At 36.7% G+C, this 17,931-nt stretch carries 14 protein-coding genes and 1 pseudogene; 9 read left to right on the top strand and 6 right to left on the bottom strand.

The window, feature by feature from the left end:
- Positions 1-6: 6 nt before the first annotated feature.
- From CH365_RS07430 to CH365_RS07400, 5 genes are all read left to right on the top strand, one after another.
- A complete protein-coding gene (locus CH365_RS07430; protein WP_100767963.1) occupies positions 7-4,827 on the top strand; it encodes an RHS repeat-associated core domain-containing protein in 4,821 nt (1,606 codons plus the stop codon).
- A 538-nt stretch (positions 4,828-5,365) separates the two neighbouring features.
- On the top strand, positions 5,366-5,986 hold the full coding sequence (locus CH365_RS07425; RefSeq protein ID WP_100767962.1) for a hypothetical protein: 621 nt from the start codon (positions 5,366-5,368) through the stop codon (positions 5,984-5,986).
- 126 nt (positions 5,987-6,112) lie between these two features.
- On the top strand, positions 6,113-6,697 hold the full coding sequence (locus CH365_RS07420) for a hypothetical protein (RefSeq protein ID WP_100767961.1): 585 nt from the start codon (positions 6,113-6,115) through the stop codon (positions 6,695-6,697).
- Positions 6,698-6,779: 82 nt separating this feature from the next.
- Positions 6,780-7,568 (top strand): AP2/ERF family transcription factor, encoded by a 789-nt coding sequence (locus CH365_RS07415; protein ID WP_100767960.1) that lies wholly within the window; start codon positions 6,780-6,782, stop codon positions 7,566-7,568.
- Positions 7,569-8,354: 786 nt separating this feature from the next.
- Positions 8,355-8,627: a hypothetical protein gene (locus CH365_RS07400; RefSeq protein ID WP_100767957.1), complete on the top strand. Its 273-nt coding sequence runs from the start codon at positions 8,355-8,357 to the stop codon at positions 8,625-8,627.
- A 106-nt stretch (positions 8,628-8,733) separates the two neighbouring features.
- Here the strand turns inward: CH365_RS07400 and CH365_RS07395 are convergent, their stop codons facing one another.
- The 5 genes and pseudogenes from CH365_RS07395 to CH365_RS07375 form a co-directional block, all read right to left on the bottom strand.
- Positions 8,734-9,099, bottom strand: a complete 366-nt coding sequence (locus tag CH365_RS07395) for a hypothetical protein (protein ID WP_100767956.1) — start codon at positions 9,097-9,099, stop codon at positions 8,734-8,736.
- Positions 9,083-9,253 (bottom strand): hypothetical protein, encoded by a 171-nt coding sequence (locus CH365_RS19970; RefSeq protein ID WP_165782581.1) that lies wholly within the window; start codon positions 9,251-9,253, stop codon positions 9,083-9,085. The genes CH365_RS07395 and CH365_RS19970 overlap by 17 nt, the downstream gene beginning before the upstream one ends.
- 458 nt (positions 9,254-9,711) lie before the next feature.
- Positions 9,712-10,038, bottom strand: a complete 327-nt coding sequence (locus tag CH365_RS07385; RefSeq protein ID WP_100767954.1) for an HNH endonuclease — start codon at positions 10,036-10,038, stop codon at positions 9,712-9,714.
- A gap of 619 nt (positions 10,039-10,657) precedes the next feature.
- Positions 10,658-11,719 (bottom strand): annotated as a pseudogene (locus CH365_RS20150) (transposase); the annotation flags it as partial.
- 161 nt (positions 11,720-11,880) lie between these two features.
- The gene (locus CH365_RS07375; RefSeq protein WP_244283037.1) at positions 11,881-12,843 is read right to left on the bottom strand and encodes an MBL fold metallo-hydrolase; all 963 of its coding nucleotides are present in this window, start codon (positions 12,841-12,843) and stop codon (positions 11,881-11,883) included.
- A gap of 637 nt (positions 12,844-13,480) precedes the next feature.
- Between CH365_RS07375 and CH365_RS07370 the strand changes: the two genes are divergently transcribed.
- Entirely contained in the window at positions 13,481-13,981 is a 501-nt protein-coding gene (locus tag CH365_RS07370; RefSeq protein WP_125226296.1) for a hypothetical protein, read from the top strand.
- A gap of 145 nt (positions 13,982-14,126) precedes the next feature.
- Here CH365_RS07370 and CH365_RS07365 read toward each other — a convergent pair whose 3' ends face one another.
- A complete protein-coding gene (locus tag CH365_RS07365) occupies positions 14,127-15,287 on the bottom strand; it encodes a S26 family signal peptidase (RefSeq protein WP_165782580.1) in 1,161 nt (386 codons plus the stop codon).
- Positions 15,288-15,707: 420 nt separating this feature from the next.
- On the opposite strand from CH365_RS07365, the gene CH365_RS07360 reads away from it, so the two are divergent.
- The 3 genes from CH365_RS07360 (at position 15,708) to CH365_RS07350 (ending at position 17,926) form a co-directional block, all read left to right on the top strand.
- Positions 15,708-16,487 carry an NADase-type glycan-binding domain-containing protein gene (locus CH365_RS07360; RefSeq protein WP_100767950.1) on the top strand — a complete coding sequence of 260 codons (780 nt, stop codon included), beginning with the start codon at positions 15,708-15,710 and terminating at the stop codon, positions 16,485-16,487.
- A 131-nt stretch (positions 16,488-16,618) separates the two neighbouring features.
- Positions 16,619-17,437, top strand: coding sequence for a hypothetical protein (locus tag CH365_RS07355; RefSeq protein ID WP_100767949.1), 819 nt, complete (start codon positions 16,619-16,621; stop codon positions 17,435-17,437).
- A gap of 90 nt (positions 17,438-17,527) precedes the next feature.
- Positions 17,528-17,926 (top strand): MerR family transcriptional regulator, encoded by a 399-nt coding sequence (locus tag CH365_RS07350; protein ID WP_100767948.1) that lies wholly within the window; start codon positions 17,528-17,530, stop codon positions 17,924-17,926.
- The last annotated feature ends 5 nt before the right edge of the window (positions 17,927-17,931 follow it).

Below are 17,931 nucleotides of genomic sequence, written 5' to 3'. Positions count from 1 at the left end.
GATCCTGTGTCTGTTTCTTTGAGCGGAGCTACATCTTCTGACGGAACCTTTCTGGATTTAGAGGGGGACGGTATTCCCGAGTTTGTTTATTTTAGCGGATCGGATTTAGTGATCCAATCTTTCGATTCTACTTTAACGAGTTTTACACAAACGACTCAGACCTTACCAATTGTCGGACAAGACCCTGCTCCCTATGCAGCCACTCCTGTTTATGGTGGGCGTTGGTGGGGAGATTTGAATGGGGACGGATTGCCGGACCTTGTAGCATATAATAGCGATTTTCTTTATGTTTATCGGAACGAATATGGAAAACTGGCGACTTCTCCCCAGGCTGTGAACATAGGCACGATTAATCTTAATGTTCAATCCGGAAAAAATAAATTTTTCGGTATAGGTGATCTGAACGGGGATGGATTCGGGGATTTTGTTTGGGCGAATGGTTCCCGAGTGAATGTTTATTTTTCCAACGGAAATACTTTTTCTAGTTCTCCTTCTGCCGGGATCGATCTAACGGGAGAAGTTCAGCTAGTAGATGTCAACTCGGATAGAAAAATAGATCTATCCGTAATGAATATTGCAGATAACGCAGTCGTAGGAAATTTGAGAGTTTACTCGCTTGGTATTGGTCTTCCAGGAAATCTTTTGACCTCCGTTTCGGATAACCAATTCAAAAGTTCGGTCCTTACTTATTCTTGGAAAACGGATCTAAGCGGGGCCATTTCCACAAGTGCAGGTTCCTATCCGAATGTTCCGAATACGTATAACGAGGTGATCCTGACTCAAATTGCTAATAACCTAGGCAACGGGGTCTCAGAGACACTTTCCTACTCTTATACAAATTCAAGAATGAATTTAGGAACTCCCTTAAACCGGGTTTCCTACGGGTTTAGGACAATTACGGAAACTAATTCTAGGACTTTAGAAAAGACTGAAATAGATTATTTCCAAACAAATCGTTTATATGCTGGCCTGATGGAAGCCAGAAGAAGTTATATTGGTACTATATCCGGCACGAATACAATCTATTCTCTAGTAAAAAATGAAACTCAAGTTGCAGAAACAGGAACTTTTGCAGGAAGAAGTTATCCTCGTATCCAATCCTCTACTCGGAAGGAATATCTGGGAGGGGCCCTGGTCGCGGATGTGTCCACATCCTTGGGTTACGATTCTTGCGGAAATGTTTCCTCAGCCACGGAAATTAACGAAACGTATAGTACGGTGACGACAGGGACTTTTGTTTGTGATACGAATAGCTGGATATTAAATCGACAGACCGCTAAAACTGTAACTCGCAATGGTACAATTTTAGAGAAAACACAGATCGCTTATTCTGATTTTAAGCCTGTGTCTGAAACGGAATTTTCAGGAACGTCCGGGGCTAAGACATATACTTACGATTATGATGCCTACGGGAACCAAGTTCTTGTGACGGATTCGAGAGGGAATCAAACTACAATTGAGTATGATCCGGTTGTTCATACTTTCGCAATTTCCACAACCGACGGAAGCGGTCTTATTACATTAAAAGAATATGATACGGATCGCGGACTTTTAACCCAGGAGACAGCTCCAAACGGCGGTATTACTAAAAAATACTACGATGAATTCGGCCGACTGATCCAAACTGACTTTCCGGGAGAAGCTGATTGGAGTGAGAAATTATCTTATGGAATTACTTCCGGAGAACAAACTTCTTACGTAGAAAGGCGAATCAGAGACGATGAGAATGGAGAAGCAGTTACGATTGAAACTTATACTCCTCAAGGTTGGTTGGTAAAACGTTCTGCGACCACTCTTCAGGATAACTGGGCGACATCCACAAAGACCTATTCATCCCTCGGGAAAGTACTAACCGAATCTAACGAATATGTGGAAGGTATAATCTCTCCGGTATTTACCACATACGAATACGATGGCCCGGAAGGACAACTTTCAAAAATTAATTTTCCCGATGGAACTACCAAAAGTATAGTTTATTCTGGAAGAACTATTACAACTCAGATAAAGAGCGGATCTACAGTCTTATTGGAAGAGTCTCTTACTAAAGACGAATTAGATCAGGATCTTACGAAAACAAGTAACGGGCTAACGATCCAATATACGTATAATACAGGAGGTCGTCTTTGGAAAACGATTGATCCGCAAAACGGAACAACGACCCTGACCTACGATGCAGCCGGCAGAAAAGCAAGTATAACCGATCCGAATTCAGGAACAATTTCTTATGCGTATGACTCCGAAGGAAATTTGATCTCCCAAACGGACTCTCGCGGAAAAAGCATTCAAAAGTCCTATGACTCTTCAAACCGAATGATAATTTCGACTCCTTCTGACGGTAGTCCGGCTACAGTAATTACTTACGATGGATCTACTATTGGAAAAGGTAGACCTACTCAGATCCAAGACGCGGCTGGTATATTAAATTTAACGTATGATATTCGAGGTAATATCTCCCAAAAAGTTCGGATTATCGATGACCTGACTCTTGTTTTTAAATATGCGTATGATTCAATGGGGAGAGTAATTTCTGCGACTTATCCGGACGGAAGTATTACACATAATGTATATTCCAAAGGAAATCATCTCACCGGGATCCGAATGGATGTACCCGATAAAGGAAGCTATGACCATCCTGTTGTCTCTTACGATGGTCCGTTTCCAGGTGCATCTGGTTCTTTTCAATTTACCAGAACGACAGGTAATGGTGTAGTTTCCTATATCGGGTATGACCCAATTTATGATCGACCTACCGGTTATCAGACGAACCTTAAAAATGGTACAGTTTCACAACAGGTGGCTTTGGAATTTGATGCTAAAGGAAATATCAAAAAGATAAATGATCTCCAAAATGCCGCACGAAACCAAACTTACACCTATGATGAACAAAACCGCTTAGTCCAAGCCGTTGGTAAATATGGAACGGAAGCATATCAGTATACAGATAGCGGAAATCTTCTCAAAAAAGGAGATTATACTTATACATATGGAAATTCTTCCCATGTTCATGCGGTAACTTCAGTAAATAGTACAAATACAGGAACGATTAATTATTCGTATGATGCTGCGGGGAATATGATTTCCCGGAACGGAGAAAGTCTCATTTACGATGCTAACGGTAAACTGATTACACATACTCTCAATGGAGGGGATCAGTTGAGCATGCTATATGATTTCGCTGGAAATCGTATTAAAAAAAGCAGAAGTACTGATCTTTCGGTAATTTATTCTCCTGATCCTCTTTATGAAGTTCTACGTCGTCCTGGTTATGCTGATCAACACACTCTTTATCTTCGAGGTGTGAAGGGAGAGCTTGTTGCTCAATTCGCTAGAACAGATGCTACGCTCATTTCAGCAGCCACTACCGATAACCAACCGGGTATGGCAGACACAGCATTTTGGAAAGAATGGAATGGAAGAGCAAAATCTGGATTAATAAATTTCATTCTGGGGTATGTATATAATTCTCACGGCAAATTTTCTGATGGATTCTTAGCTTTCGCATGGGCTTCAATCATATTTTTAGGACTCGTATTAGCATTTTCTAAACAGAAAGAATCTCTATCGCCAGCATGGGTTAGAGTTTTATCCGCACCTTTGATCGTACTTTTTTCATTTTCTTTTAGCGTTGGATGTTTGGACGAACTTATGAATAACGGAGGATCTGGGACTGCTCCTTGGGATTTACTTCCACTAGCCGTAGCCGGAAATACACCATCCGTTGATTCACCTCCAGGTGATGGTGGAACAACAGATGGAGGTACTATTTCCGGAACTCCTGTTCCAGGAATGGTGTTTTTTCATCCGGATCATATGGGTTCTATAACGATGGCAACAAACGCAGAAGGAAACCCACTTTCTGGCGGGGATATGCCCGGTGCATCTCACATAAGTTATAAACCTTACGGTGAAATAGATCGTACAGATTCCTCCGGACCTGACGTTTTTAGATCTAAATATACAAGTCAGGTGGAAGATCGAGATTCTGGATTATATTATTATAATGCTAGATATTACGATCCAACGATCGCAAGATTTCTTCAAGCAGACACAGCTATCTATCCAAATAGGACACAAGGATTTAACCGCTACATGTATACGGAAGGAAATCCTGTGCGTTACGGAGATGCGAGCGGTAATAATATTTCAACTCCTTTAGCCTGGGCGATTGTAGGATATTATGCGGCTCCTCAGTTTGGTTTAACCCCGGAACAAGGATTCCTATTAGGTTATGGGTATGGTCGTGGACAAGTAAGACATAGAAGCGATTTACAACGATTTGGTAATGCTATAGGAGCAGGAATCAGTCGTGGATTTTTTGTGCATGATGAAAGATATCATTACGATGTTGCCAATCGAGTTTTTAGTGCCCGAAGAGTAGGTCGCTGGTGGCAGTCTTCGACTGGATCATGGGGAAGTAAGATAACGAATACCGCAAATTATAATTTTGCAAGGATCGTTGATGCCTATGCAAAAAGCGAAGATTGTAAAGACGAGCACGGTGAAGAATTTTGTACTGCTCTATTTTATCTAAATTGGGCTATTTATAATCGATTTGAGTCACATTATAATCGACTTTATAACCCATTTAATAGGGGAATTACATTTAATTTAAGCGAAATTTTTGGAAAAATATTTGAAGTTAGTAATACAAATTGTTCCTCTACGAAATCTTTAACAAGTGATTTCTTTTGGGGAAGGGAAACTGAATATGGCTCTCCATACGGGACACAAAATCCGGATGGTACACCGAATCGCGGTCCATCTGAAATTGAAGTTTTCGCTACTACATTTATTTTATATACAGCTTGTACGATTACGACGGAATAGTGGATAAATGAAGAAAATAATTATAATTCTTTTTCAAACATTGGTAACGATTTGCGTTGGTAATAACTGCCATTTACCTGGTACGTGTGTATCGAATCAGGCTGATATAAATTTGGCATGTTACTCCCTATTAGAGCCGGATGCTCAAAACTCTGATCTCTACAATGCTTCTCTGAATATGTGCTTATACCAGTTAACTAAAAAGGAGAAGTGTTATTGAGCATACACAGGTTGCAAAACTTCAATTCGATAAAGATTTTGCCTGGATTTTTTAGAGTTTTCTTGGGCCTGGTTTAGGGTCAGTATTTTAGTAGATATTGGAATTTATTTATATAAATCTTCAGGTGGATATCTTCCTTATGAGGAATTTTCAAACGAAGCAAAGATTATGGCTGTCCTAATATTTTATCAATATCACTTTGATCAAAATCCATTAGTGCAATATTTATTGTGGTGGTATGGTGTTCAACGTGGAATGATTTTACCCCCGGGGCAGTGTAACGTTGGCGGAACCGTATTCTATGATTGCGATTAGAAAATGAAAAATATTTTTTTCATAATAATATTCATTTTTGGAATACGATGCATTTCTCAAGACATTCTGGTAATTCCATCTGAATATGAGATAAAGAAGTCCGATCGGAAAGAAGGAACGATCAAATTTATTGTTATTAACAATTCTGGCATTAATTATGATAATTTAATATTGGAAAGAATTTGCATTGCGCCAACGGAAAAAGATCTTGAATCTTTGGACTGTGTGATCTCTGGATTTCAAAGGTTAAGAATAGAAACTTCGAAATCATCGAATCAGAAAATTTCGATTCCGGAAGGAGACTTTGTCGGTTTTATTCAGATTCGTGGGAGTGAGGATTTCGAAAATATATATTCCAGAATAGTTTTTGACTCAAGAGTTTCAGAAAATTCTAAATGCAGTCATACTGAAGTGGCAGAAGGCTTGAGTTTTTTAGATATAGAGAAATGTACTAAACTCAAAATTCGTAATGGTAAAACTACGGAAATTGAATTAGAAATAACGAGTAAATTTGAGTCGTTCTTTGGGGAGGCACTTTTTATTGGTATTATAAGTTTTGGATTAGCTTCCCCTCAAATGAACATTCGCCACACTAAAGTAAATCTCAAGAATTCAATTAATTGAGACTAAAGTGCTTTAACCTAACATCGGATGTGGTATGGAGTGACTCATGGTATTATACTGCCACCTGGTCAATGTAATGTTGGTGGAACTGTATTTACAGATTGCTAACAAGGGATTTATATTTCAATGAAGAAGTTTACTGTAGTCCTATTCATTTTTGGTTGTTCTGGAGCCGAGATAGCAATTGCTCCGAGTCTACCAAATGATGCCCGAGTAGGAACCCTTCGAATAGTAGCTGAAGATAAATCCGGACAAAAATACTTAAATTTAGAAATTCTTAAATTTTCACTTTCTAAGATTCCTTTAAAGTCGGACCAGGTGGAAAACGATACAGTTTCAAATCAGATAATACCAGTTGGTGTTAAAGGTATTTCAATACCTATGTTAGAAGGTAGTTATACTGGTAATTTACGAATTAGGGAAAATTCAGATGCATCTGATAGAGTTTCGATCAGAGCATTATTTAACGAGAATTCAACGATCGGATGTAAAATGAATTTTATAGACGACGGATGGTCCCTCTATGATGAGCTGAGCTGCGGAGCTGTGAAAATTATAGCAAACAAGGAAACAATTTTAAGAATAATTATTACGGACAGATATGATTCTAGGTTTGCTGGTAGTTTCTTTTTTGCACTATTTACCTTAGGTCTAATTTATCCTCCAGCAGAAATTAGGCATGTAGACGCCTCAATAATAAATCCCAAATAATTAACTGAACAAATTTTTAATGCTTACAAAATTGTCAGTGAATCTATAGTTTAAGATCAATTTCTTCTGGTTATCGTAAGTTATGAGAAAAATTCATACGACCAACGGAAAGCCTGCAATCGTTGATGATGAAGATTACTTATCTTTAAAATCGAGAAACTGGTATGTGAAGCAAAATGGAAATACAAAGTTGATATGTGGAACTACCTTGAAGAAAGGTAAAAGCCGAATGGTTCTTTTGCATCGAGAGATATTAGGTCTATCTGATGTTAAGAAAGTCGTCGTACATAAAAACGGAAATCCATTTGATAATAGGAAAAGAAATTTGATGGTTATCGATAGAGGAAAACAAACATATTCTAGAAAGAAGAACTCAAATGGAAAATCTTATAAGGGGACTACTTATAATAAGAAGAATAACACGTATGTAGCGACAATTAGCAAAGATGGAGTTAAATATAATTTAGGAAGCTTTGCAACCGCTGAAGAGTCTGCAATGGTATACGACAAGGCAGCATTGGAATTATTCGGTGGATTAGCCAAAACAAATAAAGCTCTGGGACTAATCAAATACAACAAGCTTCCTAATATTGAAATAATTTTCGCTCATTCTCGAAAACCCCGGTATCGAATTGATAGGATAGATAGAGTAAGAACTGAATTCCTTCGTAAAACTTTAAAGAAGCTATATGAAACGTATAACTACTCCCAATTAGAAAAACTTTTTGATTATGACCAGAATGAGCTATCAAAGTTTGTTAGAAAGAATACGAACTTTAGACCTTCTAATTTAGAATATCTCTACTCTAAGTTGAAGGGGCTAGAGATTCGTAAGATTTTGAAAGTTGCAGGAATTTTTCAGGTTCCTTAAGCGCGCATGATGAAATCTTTAATTTCTTTACTTATTCCTTTTTCATTCTTGTCATTTTATAATTGCGAGCCTTGTATAGGCTGTGGAGGTAGAGTGCTGTCTCCAGCGGAATGTGCCTTGCTTGCGATATCTGTTGAAAAAGCCTATACTGGAACGCCGGATGATGCAAAAGCTGCTGGAGTTTCTTATTATCTCGGTTGTGTGGCCCCAAAAGAGTAGGTTTTCCAAGAGATGTTCAAGGTCGGAGAATAGTTAATCCTTTAATTGAAAATTTATGAGATACTTAATTGTTGCTAAGTTACTCTTATCCAATTGTATTCTTGATCCAATCTGGAAAATTCGAGATGATCTAAGTGATAATAAGATTCCAAGAGACCAAGCCTTATCGGAATATTATAATGCGGTTCTAATAAAAGCAACTTCCTGCGATCCGAAATACACGAATGATATTTTGATAAAAGGATCTACAACTCTTTTCAGCAATGAATGTGGTGAGGGTTTAGTTCCTAATAGCAATTACAACGAATTGAGAGAACTTAGAAGCTGTAGAAATCGCTACGCTTACGTGGAATCAGGTCCCCTTAAAACTTGTCTTGCAGAAGTTTACTTATCAGATTGTGCTGGAGGAGCGATAACAAATGTCGTTGTTTATCCGAGCTTTCCTTCCTGTGCCTCATTGTTTAATACAACTTCAAGCGCGGGTGATAATATTATTTAGATCAAATAGACTTTGGGTACTTTGTAAATGAAGGTTTTAGAAAAATCGATTCAAGAGAATATAGGCCAATGAAGTTTACCGAAGAGTTTTTAAGAAAAGCTCATAAGCATTCTATATTTCATCATTCTGAAATTATGGATAGTGAATTGTGTTGTTGTTTCTATTGCCAAACGAATTTTGATCCAGAAAAGATCCTAGACTGGTGTGACGAAGAAGATCCAAGAGGTAAAACTGCTCTTTGCCCAAATTGTGGGATCGATTCAGTAATTGGTTCTAAATCAGGATATCCAATAACGGCTAAAGATTTTATAGAAGAAATGTATCGATTCTGGTTTAACTGAATTCTGCTGAAATTCTCCTTTAATTTGCTGGGTGGAGTAGATAACCCTTATATTATTCTAACTCTTTACATTTGTCTACTCCACCTTTGCTTCAGCTTAGTATTTTCTAACAGTATTTATTATTGAAATAGTAACTAATTAATCCATGTTCTTCAAAAATTGCTAATGTAACAGGATCAGTAATTACTTCGATCGTTTCTATCTCCCCAACCTCAAAAACATTCATTTCTCCATAAGTATCAAATAATAGAATCTCTCCATAATCAAATGGAGTGGATACAATTTGCTTCTCCTCTAAATCATCAGTTAAGAAAAACTTAAAAAAACCGACAGTCGATTCACCCTCCCAAGTTGTTACCTTTAGGATCTGTCTATCGAAACAGGAAAGGAATTGTATAATAATTTCCTTCCGATCCAGAAGAGGATCTTCCATTTCTAATGTTAATTTATTTAGGTTATAATTTTCTTTCATTTTTAAAAGTTATCTTCAGAGCATTTTCTACTTTCAAGAAGGTAGTTTCCCAAGAATTGAGTTTAATATTATCAAAAGATCTACGGTTTGCCATGAAGCATAGATCCCATTTGGAATAATCATCAGCGATATGTGAAAATAAACCAGATCGCATTCTTAGATAGTTCCTCTTAGCGCAAAGATACCATTTTTTCGGTCTATATGCTCTTTCATTATCGCTAAGATCCCGAGCATAACAGTTTAATCTTGTCATCTTCAGATGAGCGGCTTCCATAAAAATGGGGCTTAATTTCTCGAACGAATCTTTCTTTCTGGAGAAATCATTGATCGATTTCTTAATATAGGATTCGCGAATTGAGGGGAGCGAATTTAAAAAGGTACTTTGTAAACGATTCTTAATTTGGATAGATCTAAATTTCCAAGCTGGGCTATATTCTGCTTTAGAGACGCGATTCTCCTTTAAGAGACTTTCAAATCTATTCCTATTAAATTTCTGACAATCTTTCCAATCGGTCCATTTCGGATCTGGAACCTTTTCTCTCTTAAAAGTCTGGTATTTAAAGTTGATAATGTCTGCGATCTTCTTAGCAAACCAATAGGGAATTTTAGGCTTCATTTTACTTTTCTTCCTCCTATCGATTTAATAGGAGCCTTATATCCATACTTAGGACCTTTCCAAAGGATGATCTCATAAGCTAAATGAACTATCTCTGCTTCCGTATGGTAACGTTTTAGTTTAGCTAATGGCTCTACTACGAAGCAGATATTTTTAAACTCATGTTCTCCTCCTTTTCTAAGAGGTTGAATATGCTCTGCATTTGTATTCTCAGGTTCTAATGTTCTGCCCGTAAGAAAGCATTTCCATTCCTGGATTTCGAGAAGCTTATAGAAATCTTTCGCTACAAACTTATAATCCTTCTTCTTAGGGTTATTTTTCATTTTTACTAACCCCGGAAGAATTCTTCTTCTTTTGCCGGAAATTAGTATAGAGAACGTGGGGTAGTTGATCCTTTATAACTTTGATATAGAAATTGATTCTTCTGTCGTAGTAGTTATAGCCGACTCTCCTTTTAACGATTAGTTTTAGTTTCAGCCATTTCCTCAGAATGGTCATAGCTGTATGTTTTGGAATATTTAGTTCATCGCAAATTTGCTCTACAGTATGTTTGGAATCTCTTTCTTTGGAGTTTATTAGATTCCAAATTTTAAAAGCTGTCTTTTGATACTCAAGTTCTCGATCTCTTTTGAATCGCTTTATAGAATCATTGGTCCAAAAGAAATTGTATCTTTCTAATTCCTTCCTTAAAGTTTTGTTTGCTTTTTCAATTTTGTCTAAAGGATTAAGAATTCCGTATCCTGTGTGACTTAAAATCTTTGGAACAGATTCAAGTGGAAGGACCTTATATGAGTTTTCTCTTAAGGAAACTTGAAGCCAATTTTCCCGCTTTTTCTTATGACTTTTAGGGACAAATCCTTTCCTTCGAATCGCAACCGCTCCGTTCCCGGGCGTTTTCTTTTCCGAAGGAGAACGATCCCTACTCAAACAAGAATCATCACCTTCAACTAGTATATCGAGTCCGAATACATTCGCATTCTTAATGAAGCTGAACTCATTCAGATATGCTTGCGAATACTTTGGCTTTATGTATCCGTAAGAAGCAAAGGCAGTCTTAAGGACTCTATGGTTTCCTTCTGCTACTTGGTTATGGACTCCATTCTTACTCCATCTATTGCGAGCAAACCTAAACCTATTGTCCTTTGATCTTGCACTATGATTTACGGACCTGTGGTTTCTATATATTCCCCAAAGCCATGGGTATCCTTGGTCTGTGAATAAGGGAGTGGTCGTTGGTAAGTGTTCTCTAATTAAAGGTCCCAGAGTTTCTGCTTTCTGGTTTGGGACTGATGAAAAGAATACTGGTCCTTGCTTGATTGCTATAGTCTGGACAAGAGTTCCTATTTGTTTACCACCAAGCTTTTCTGAAAGGTATATAGAAGAGGTTTGTCCTCTGTGGCTGTATCTTTTCCTTCCTTGGCTTGCTCTCTCACCTGCAGAATACAATACAGCAGTGTCTACGCATACGTATGGCCGCTTTGACATGATCTTGGTGATGTCTCTATTTTCATTCGGAGGTAGTAGGAAGTCCTTGAACTGATCACTCAACGCTTCGTAAGTGAGTTGCTTATACTTTGGAAGTTGGTCAGAAGCGAATAGCTGGAATCTTCTCTTGAGTAAGCTTGCGGCATTATATCCTATTCTTAACTTCTTACTTAGTTCTGTCGCTGTTACTACCTTTGGGTATTGTATTATAGATTCATAAAGGACATATCCGAACATCCATATTGGTAGTTTGAAATGGTGAAGGGGAGTGTAGCTTAGTCTTGAGGTTAGATACCTACATTGAGGACATCTAATTAGATCGAGTCTTGTAGAGATCTCTTTGTCTAATATTCTACTCTTACACTCAGGAGTTGGACACTTCTTTGGGTAGAAGTCATTTAGGATCTTCTTTGTTATTCCAGTGAAGTAGTCAGTGTTGAGAGCTGGGTTGTAGTGTTTGGGTAAAGGTGTTGGAGAAAGATTTCTATTTTCTGTTTTTCTAATATTTCTTCGAGGGAGGGCGGCTCTGGATTGGAGGAAAGGTGGTCCTCGGTTCGGATTACGAGTATTAAATGAGTAGTGATAGAATCGGACTACATTTGCGCGATCTTTAGCATTACATTGTTTTTGGGAAGAATACTCGGCGATAGTCGAGACCTTTTAAAATCGATTTAGAAAATTTAATAAATCTGTACTATTCCTTCTTTCTGTACTATAAAATTACTTAAATTCAATCCGGCTTTAAGTAATTCCTTCTTTAATTCTTCAACAGGTGCGTTTAATGCTTCTTCTGTTTGTTGGAATGTTCCAAAATGTATTCCTATTGAAAGTTTAGAACCTAAATCCAAATGAGCTTGAATTGCATCTAATGGATTCATGTGAACTAACCTCATAAACCACCTAGGCTCATAAGCTCCGATCGGTAAAAGAGAAATATCAGGCTCGCCTAAACGTCTTTTAATTTCTTTATAGTGAGAAGAATACGCAGCGTCTCCGCCAAAATATACTTTTCTATTCCCTATTGTGATCATGTAACTACCCCATAAACTGCGATTCCAATCGAACATACCTCTTGCGGAAAGATGTTGGGTCGGAGCAAAAGTTACTTCTGCTTTCCTTTCTATTTTGATTGTTTGCCACCAGTCCATCTCATCTGTATCTGGAATTCCTACAGATTGTAATAGTTCCTTATCTCCCAAAGGAACAAGAAACTTAGGTGAGAATTTTCTATTGAGCGATTTTAAAGTTTCCAAGTCTAGATGATCATAATGGTTATGACTGATTACGACCAGATCTATCGGAGGAAGGTCCTCTATTTGAATACCTGGTTCTCTCACTCTTTTTGTTCCTGCCCAGCTCACCGGGCTAATCCTCTCAGACCAAACCGGATCGGTAAGGATGTTTATCTCACGGGATTGGATCAATACAGTGGCATGATTAATGAAAGTGATTGCGATTTGATTTTTATATAATGGATTTTTAATAAGCTTTGTTTTTTCATTTCGAACCTCCTTTGGCCATTCTTCAAAATCAATTGTGGCCAGAAGTTTTAAAGTTCTCCATATTCCATTTTCTTCAAGTTGGGTTGGATTGTGAAAACGTTTCCCGTTGAAATGATCCGAGTTCGGGTATTTACTTGACACGCAACATCCGGATAAGATAGAGAAAAGAAAACATATATACGGGAGAACAATTATGTTTTTAGATTCTGTCCGTGTGATGCCGATTTCATAATTATCCTTTTTAAAAAATCGTTCCATCTCGATCCTCCTACAATAGGCAATTTATATATAGGATTGTAAAAGGATTGGAAGGAAAGGTAAAGATTCGATACTACCATATCATTGCCTAATCCTACCTTGTCTAAGATTCTATTGTCACACTCAGGAGTTGAACAATGCTTTGGGTAGAAGTCATTTAGAATCTTTTTGGTTATTTTAAGGAAATAGTCAGTGTTGATTGCTGGATTGTGGTGTTTTTGCGATTCTGCCTGAAGGGAATTTATACTTGAATTTTTTCTAATTCTGATGTATGGGAGGGCGGTTTTGGATTGAAGGAAAGGTGGTCCTCGGTTCGGATTATGAGTATTAAATGAATAGTGATAAAATCGGACTGCGTCGGCGTGATCTTTGGATCTCTTTATGCTCAATGATGAGTTGTATGTATAAACATAGAAAACTATATTCAATCTCATTGGTTTTCCTTTTTATATTTTGTTGTAAAGAAAGCGGCAATAATTTCCCACCTTTCCCCGTTAAAATGTTCGGAATATGGAAAGAGGTGGGTATCAATGATTTACGATCCGGCAATACGTTTGTCTTTTCCAAAAAAGGAACGGCGGTTTTTATAATTGATCCAGAGATTTGTATTAAAAAAGAAAGAGCTATGATCGGCGAATATATTTGGGCAAACGATGGGTTATATATATACTTGTATAAATCACTTCAGCTCGAAGGAGGGGATCTAGATAGGATCAAGAAAAAATGTGAATCAGGAGTTTCTAATTTAGAATTCGAAGAAAAGCTTATATTAATGAATACTGGGAGTCTGAGATTTATAGATTTTAAGGATTTTAAACAAGAGAAAAACGATTCCGACTTCGAGGATGTTATAACTTTTAAAACTGGTGAAAATGAATTCTATCAGTTTAATCAGTTCCCAGCACAATTCCAGGAAATTGTTGATTATGAAATTAAAGAAGAAAGAAGATTACATCTAAAGAATGGAAACCTGCAAATTCAGAATAAGACTGACAAAACGCTTAGATTTAGTGATGACTAACAATTCTTGTAGAAGAATCTTTTTGCGCTCCAATGAAGGGAGTCGGCTCGTTGGGTAATAAATTTTTTTATAAATATTGGGCTACGGAAGTATTAATAGGAGTCAAAAACGTACGATCATATCGTAAAAAATTAAACTATTTATTTTAAATTGGTCCGATCCGGTCGTATCGGAATTTTGAATCATGGATTCGAGGCCAAAGATTTTCCTCGCAGTATTCTTTACTGTCTGGCTTAATTTTTCCTTTCGAATCTCTACAATTTTTATTCGCCCAATCGAACGAAAATATTCTATAAATAAGTTTTCCTCCAATTTTTGACCGCGAGACTTCTTTTTCAATTAATGAAAAGTAGCAGAAATACTGTCGATCATCAGGGAGAAGATAGTATTCTTCATTTTCAAGTTGAATGGTAAAATGATTTGGAAGGACGTTCGGAAAACCTCCAAGGAATTTGTGTATTATATCATCAGTTGGGACAATGATCTGGTAAGTGTGCCCATCTATTGTTTCATTATATGCATCGTCACTAACGAGCTCCGGTCGCGTATTATTTTCCCAGTCCTTAAATTGAAAATTATAATTTAGCTCTATCGGGAGTTGAACATTATTAATAAAGATCTCCATATGATACAAATTTGAAGAATTCTTCTTTGCTATACATTCGATATTGTCGCCCGGTATTCCTATAATTCTAACAAGGCTTTCCGAATCTTCGTAGGATCGCAAAACAACGTCTCCCCGGTTGATTACAAAATTATCTCTTTTTGCGATTAGGATGTCCCCGTCCAAAATATTTGGCTCTAGAGCGCTCCCTTTGGCCATATAAATATTGAGTTTTTCACTATATAGGAAATCGATAATTAAGGCCGCGGAAAATGAAATCGTTACGCAGTATAAAGAAAAGAGGAAGAGTCGCAAATTGATCTGATTTTCAGTTTGAGAAACTATGGTTTTATCCTTTTCACCTCTTAGAATCGAAAACAACAGAGCTGAAAAATATACGATATAAAGGGTTGAGCTTATTAAAACGATTATTGCGAAGCTGTTAGGGTCGGAATATTTATAAATAGACCAGATTATGACAATTGGCAATGCCAAGGCAATGGTAAGAAATATTCCGAATTGTTTAAACTTTTTAAAATAAAGTAAACCGAAAGGTACACTGGAAATCGAAATAATTATAGCGAAAACGTATTTTGCATTTTTTCGCCCGGTAAGAATTAAAATTAGATAAATTATCGAGATGATTAAAAATGAAAAATGATTTAAATCGGGTTCTCCGGTGGTTAAGAATACAAAGATCATAAAAAACGCAGGGTAGACTGTGGATATGGTGACCGCTATCGAAGAAAAGGGCGGTTTTATAAAATGATAGATATTCAGCATTAGAAAGATGGGACAGAATATGCCGATCGAATAAATTGATACTAATTTTATCAAATTATGGATATTAGATGATCGGTGGTGAAAAAATAATCCGCCAAGTAATGCTATTAAAATAGAAAGTCCTAATATGATATATGATTTCATTTTTTGCAAATTCATAATTTCCATATGTAGAATCGAAGACTAATGTAGAAAGTTTTAAACTTTTTTATTTTTAGCGAGAAAGATTCTCGGACCGGACATCTCCCTTGTTTTAAAATACATTTACGTGGTCTTGGAAATATTTATTTGAACGATCGGATTGATTAAATTGAATGTCGGTTTCCGCAATAAGAGATTATGGAAATCTTTGCTTACTTTAAGGAATATTTAATAATTAATGGAGTAGTAATGAAAAGATTACTGAATATCAAAATTATTCTAATTTGTTTGATTTTTCAAAGTTACGGTATGAAATCCCAATCGTACGAATTAAGTCCGTGTACGAATCAAGGCGATCGGAGTATTATAAGTAAATTAAAGAACGGTGAAATTATTTCTAGCTTAGAGGGTGGAGGAAAACCGGGAAATTTTAAGTATTGGTCTACGTCATTATTGAAAGCAGCGGGAACACCTCCTAAAATTAAAAAAGATGATTTAGGTTATGGCAGAATCGACTACGAAAAATGGTCATGTCAATATTCTGCTTATTCGGCTAATGATAAAAATACCAAGACTGCTTGGTCGGAAGGCGTTTCAGGCGATGGAATTGGCGAGATTATTATCGTTCAGATAGATATAGATAAGCCTGTAAAAATCTGGTCAGGTTTCGGAAAATCGAAAGAATTATTTTACGCGAATAATCGCCCAAAGGAAATTGAGGTATATGTTCTGCAAGCGGGGGTAGCGGCCGCGAGTCAATGTTGCCCAGTTGTTTATGATATATATAGGATCGGAAAGGGTAAGGTTTCTTTAAAAGATTTGAATGGTTATCAAGACTTACCTATACCTAAGTTCGAATATTTAAACGATTCTGAAGGTGGAGTAAAAACTTCGCATACATTTCTGGCAATTGAGATTTTGAGCGTGTATAAAGGTACTAAATACCAGGACACTCTAATCACTGAGGTTTCAAATTGAAATTTAAAATCTTATTTTGTAATTATTATTCAGTCATTATTCTATGTCTCCCGCTTTTGTTTCTTTTTGATTGTTATACGGATTGCAGATTATTTTCATCTTGTCCTATTTTCTATTTAAGAAATGAACCTTTGAAGGTTTTAGAGAGTAAGAACTATGATCGCGCTTATACAAACGAATTAGAATATCCTGTTGTTAAGAAGGTTAGGATCTTAACGGATTTTTCAGGAAAACTCACATCGATTAAAGTGGGCATCGTAGGCGCTAAGAGCGAAAATTTTATCAAAGTAGCTGTGGATGATCTAGAGTATCATGCATTAGCTTCTTCCTTAAAATATGAATCGAAATACGTTATTCATCCTTTGGAAGGAACCATTTTATACAGAAAGCCTAAAGAATCTAGTGATTCCCTTGAAAACCGTATTCCGCACAATGCGGGTATATTTCTTTTAAGTGAATTGGACTCAAATGAGGAGTCGACTGAAAATAATAAAGGCTCCGAGCTTACTGAATGGGTTAAAATCAAACTTGAAAGTGATGAAAATCAAATAGGTTGGGTTAAAAGTAAGGATATAGTTTCTCCTGATTATGAGTATAATATGCTTTATAGACCCTTTGGCGATCTACTAAAAGATCATTCCTTTATATTCACTTCCAAAGAAATCCACCCTAAGATTAAAATTGAATGGAACGGTATTGATTTCGATCATGCGAAATGTTCTGCAAACATAAGGCCGTGTAAGGTTATTCTCCGTTACGATAAAGCCGATCGTTTAGGTGTAAGTTTTTCTATTCGTGTCTTTGTAACGGAGAAAGGTGGGGCATCGGATTCGAATTTTTCGAGTGAATATAATTGCGAAATAGATTCGGTATTCATTCGTATTTTGACCCTTCAGCAAAAAGAACTAATCCAGGCTCCTATGAATTGTTCCGTTTCCTTACAAAACTAAAATTTTCTTAAATTTAGAAGTAAATTTAGACTTAGAGCTAACTCTAGGTGAGTCTGATCTATAGGATTTAAAGGAATCCGGAGAATCAGAATGAGTAAGTTTCTAAGTATTTCGGAAATTTCAGAGATCACGAATTTTAGTCCTTATACACTTCGTTATTACGAGAAAATCGGAATCCTACGCAAACCGGAAAGAATGTATGGAAAAGATCGGAAATATTCTGAGAAGGAGATCCGCCATCTTAAGGGAATCAAAGCTTTAAAAGAAATGAATATGTCCTTGGATGATATTAAGGAATTTTTCTTGGAAGGATGTATTCTAGACAAGGTAGAGAGTGGAGAAAATTTCAAACCACCTTTAAACAAAAGGATCCGGATCTTAGAGACCCATCTACAAAAGTTAGAACAAAAGAAGAAGGATCTAGAATCGATGATCCGACTTGCGAAATCGAAATTAAAAGAATATGAGACTCTTTTAAAAACAGAATAGGAATT

The organism is Leptospira neocaledonica, assembly GCF_002812205.1.
In the GTDB taxonomy this organism is placed as follows: domain Bacteria; phylum Spirochaetota; class Leptospiria; order Leptospirales; family Leptospiraceae; genus Leptospira_B; species Leptospira_B neocaledonica.
Note: the sequence above shows the minus strand (reverse complement) of the source record. Positions and strands in the feature narration are given on the sequence as shown.

Coding starts and splice junctions, on each gene's coding strand:
- CH365_RS07425 (WP_100767962.1), top strand. CDS start 5,366: ATGAAAAATATTTTTTTCATAATAATATTCATTTTTGGAATACGATGC.
- CH365_RS07420 (WP_100767961.1), top strand. CDS start 6,113: ATGAAGAAGTTTACTGTAGTCCTATTCATTTTTGGTTGTTCTGGAGCC.
- CH365_RS07415 (WP_100767960.1), top strand. CDS start 6,780: ATGAGAAAAATTCATACGACCAACGGAAAGCCTGCAATCGTTGATGAT.
- CH365_RS07400 (WP_100767957.1), top strand. CDS start 8,355: ATGAAGTTTACCGAAGAGTTTTTAAGAAAAGCTCATAAGCATTCTATA.
- CH365_RS07395 (WP_100767956.1), bottom strand. CDS start 9,099: ATGAAAGAAAATTATAACCTAAATAAATTAACATTAGAAATGGAAGAT.
- CH365_RS19970 (WP_165782581.1), bottom strand. CDS start 9,253: ATGCGATCTGGTTTATTTTCACATATCGCTGATGATTATTCCAAATGG.
- CH365_RS07385 (WP_100767954.1), bottom strand. CDS start 10,038: ATGAAAAATAACCCTAAGAAGAAGGATTATAAGTTTGTAGCGAAAGAT.
- CH365_RS07365 (WP_165782580.1), bottom strand. CDS start 15,287: ATGATCTTTGTATTCTTAACCACCGGAGAACCCGATTTAAATCATTTT.
- CH365_RS07360 (WP_100767950.1), top strand. CDS start 15,708: ATGGAAATCTTTGCTTACTTTAAGGAATATTTAATAATTAATGGAGTA.
- CH365_RS07350 (WP_100767948.1), top strand. CDS start 17,528: ATGAGTAAGTTTCTAAGTATTTCGGAAATTTCAGAGATCACGAATTTT.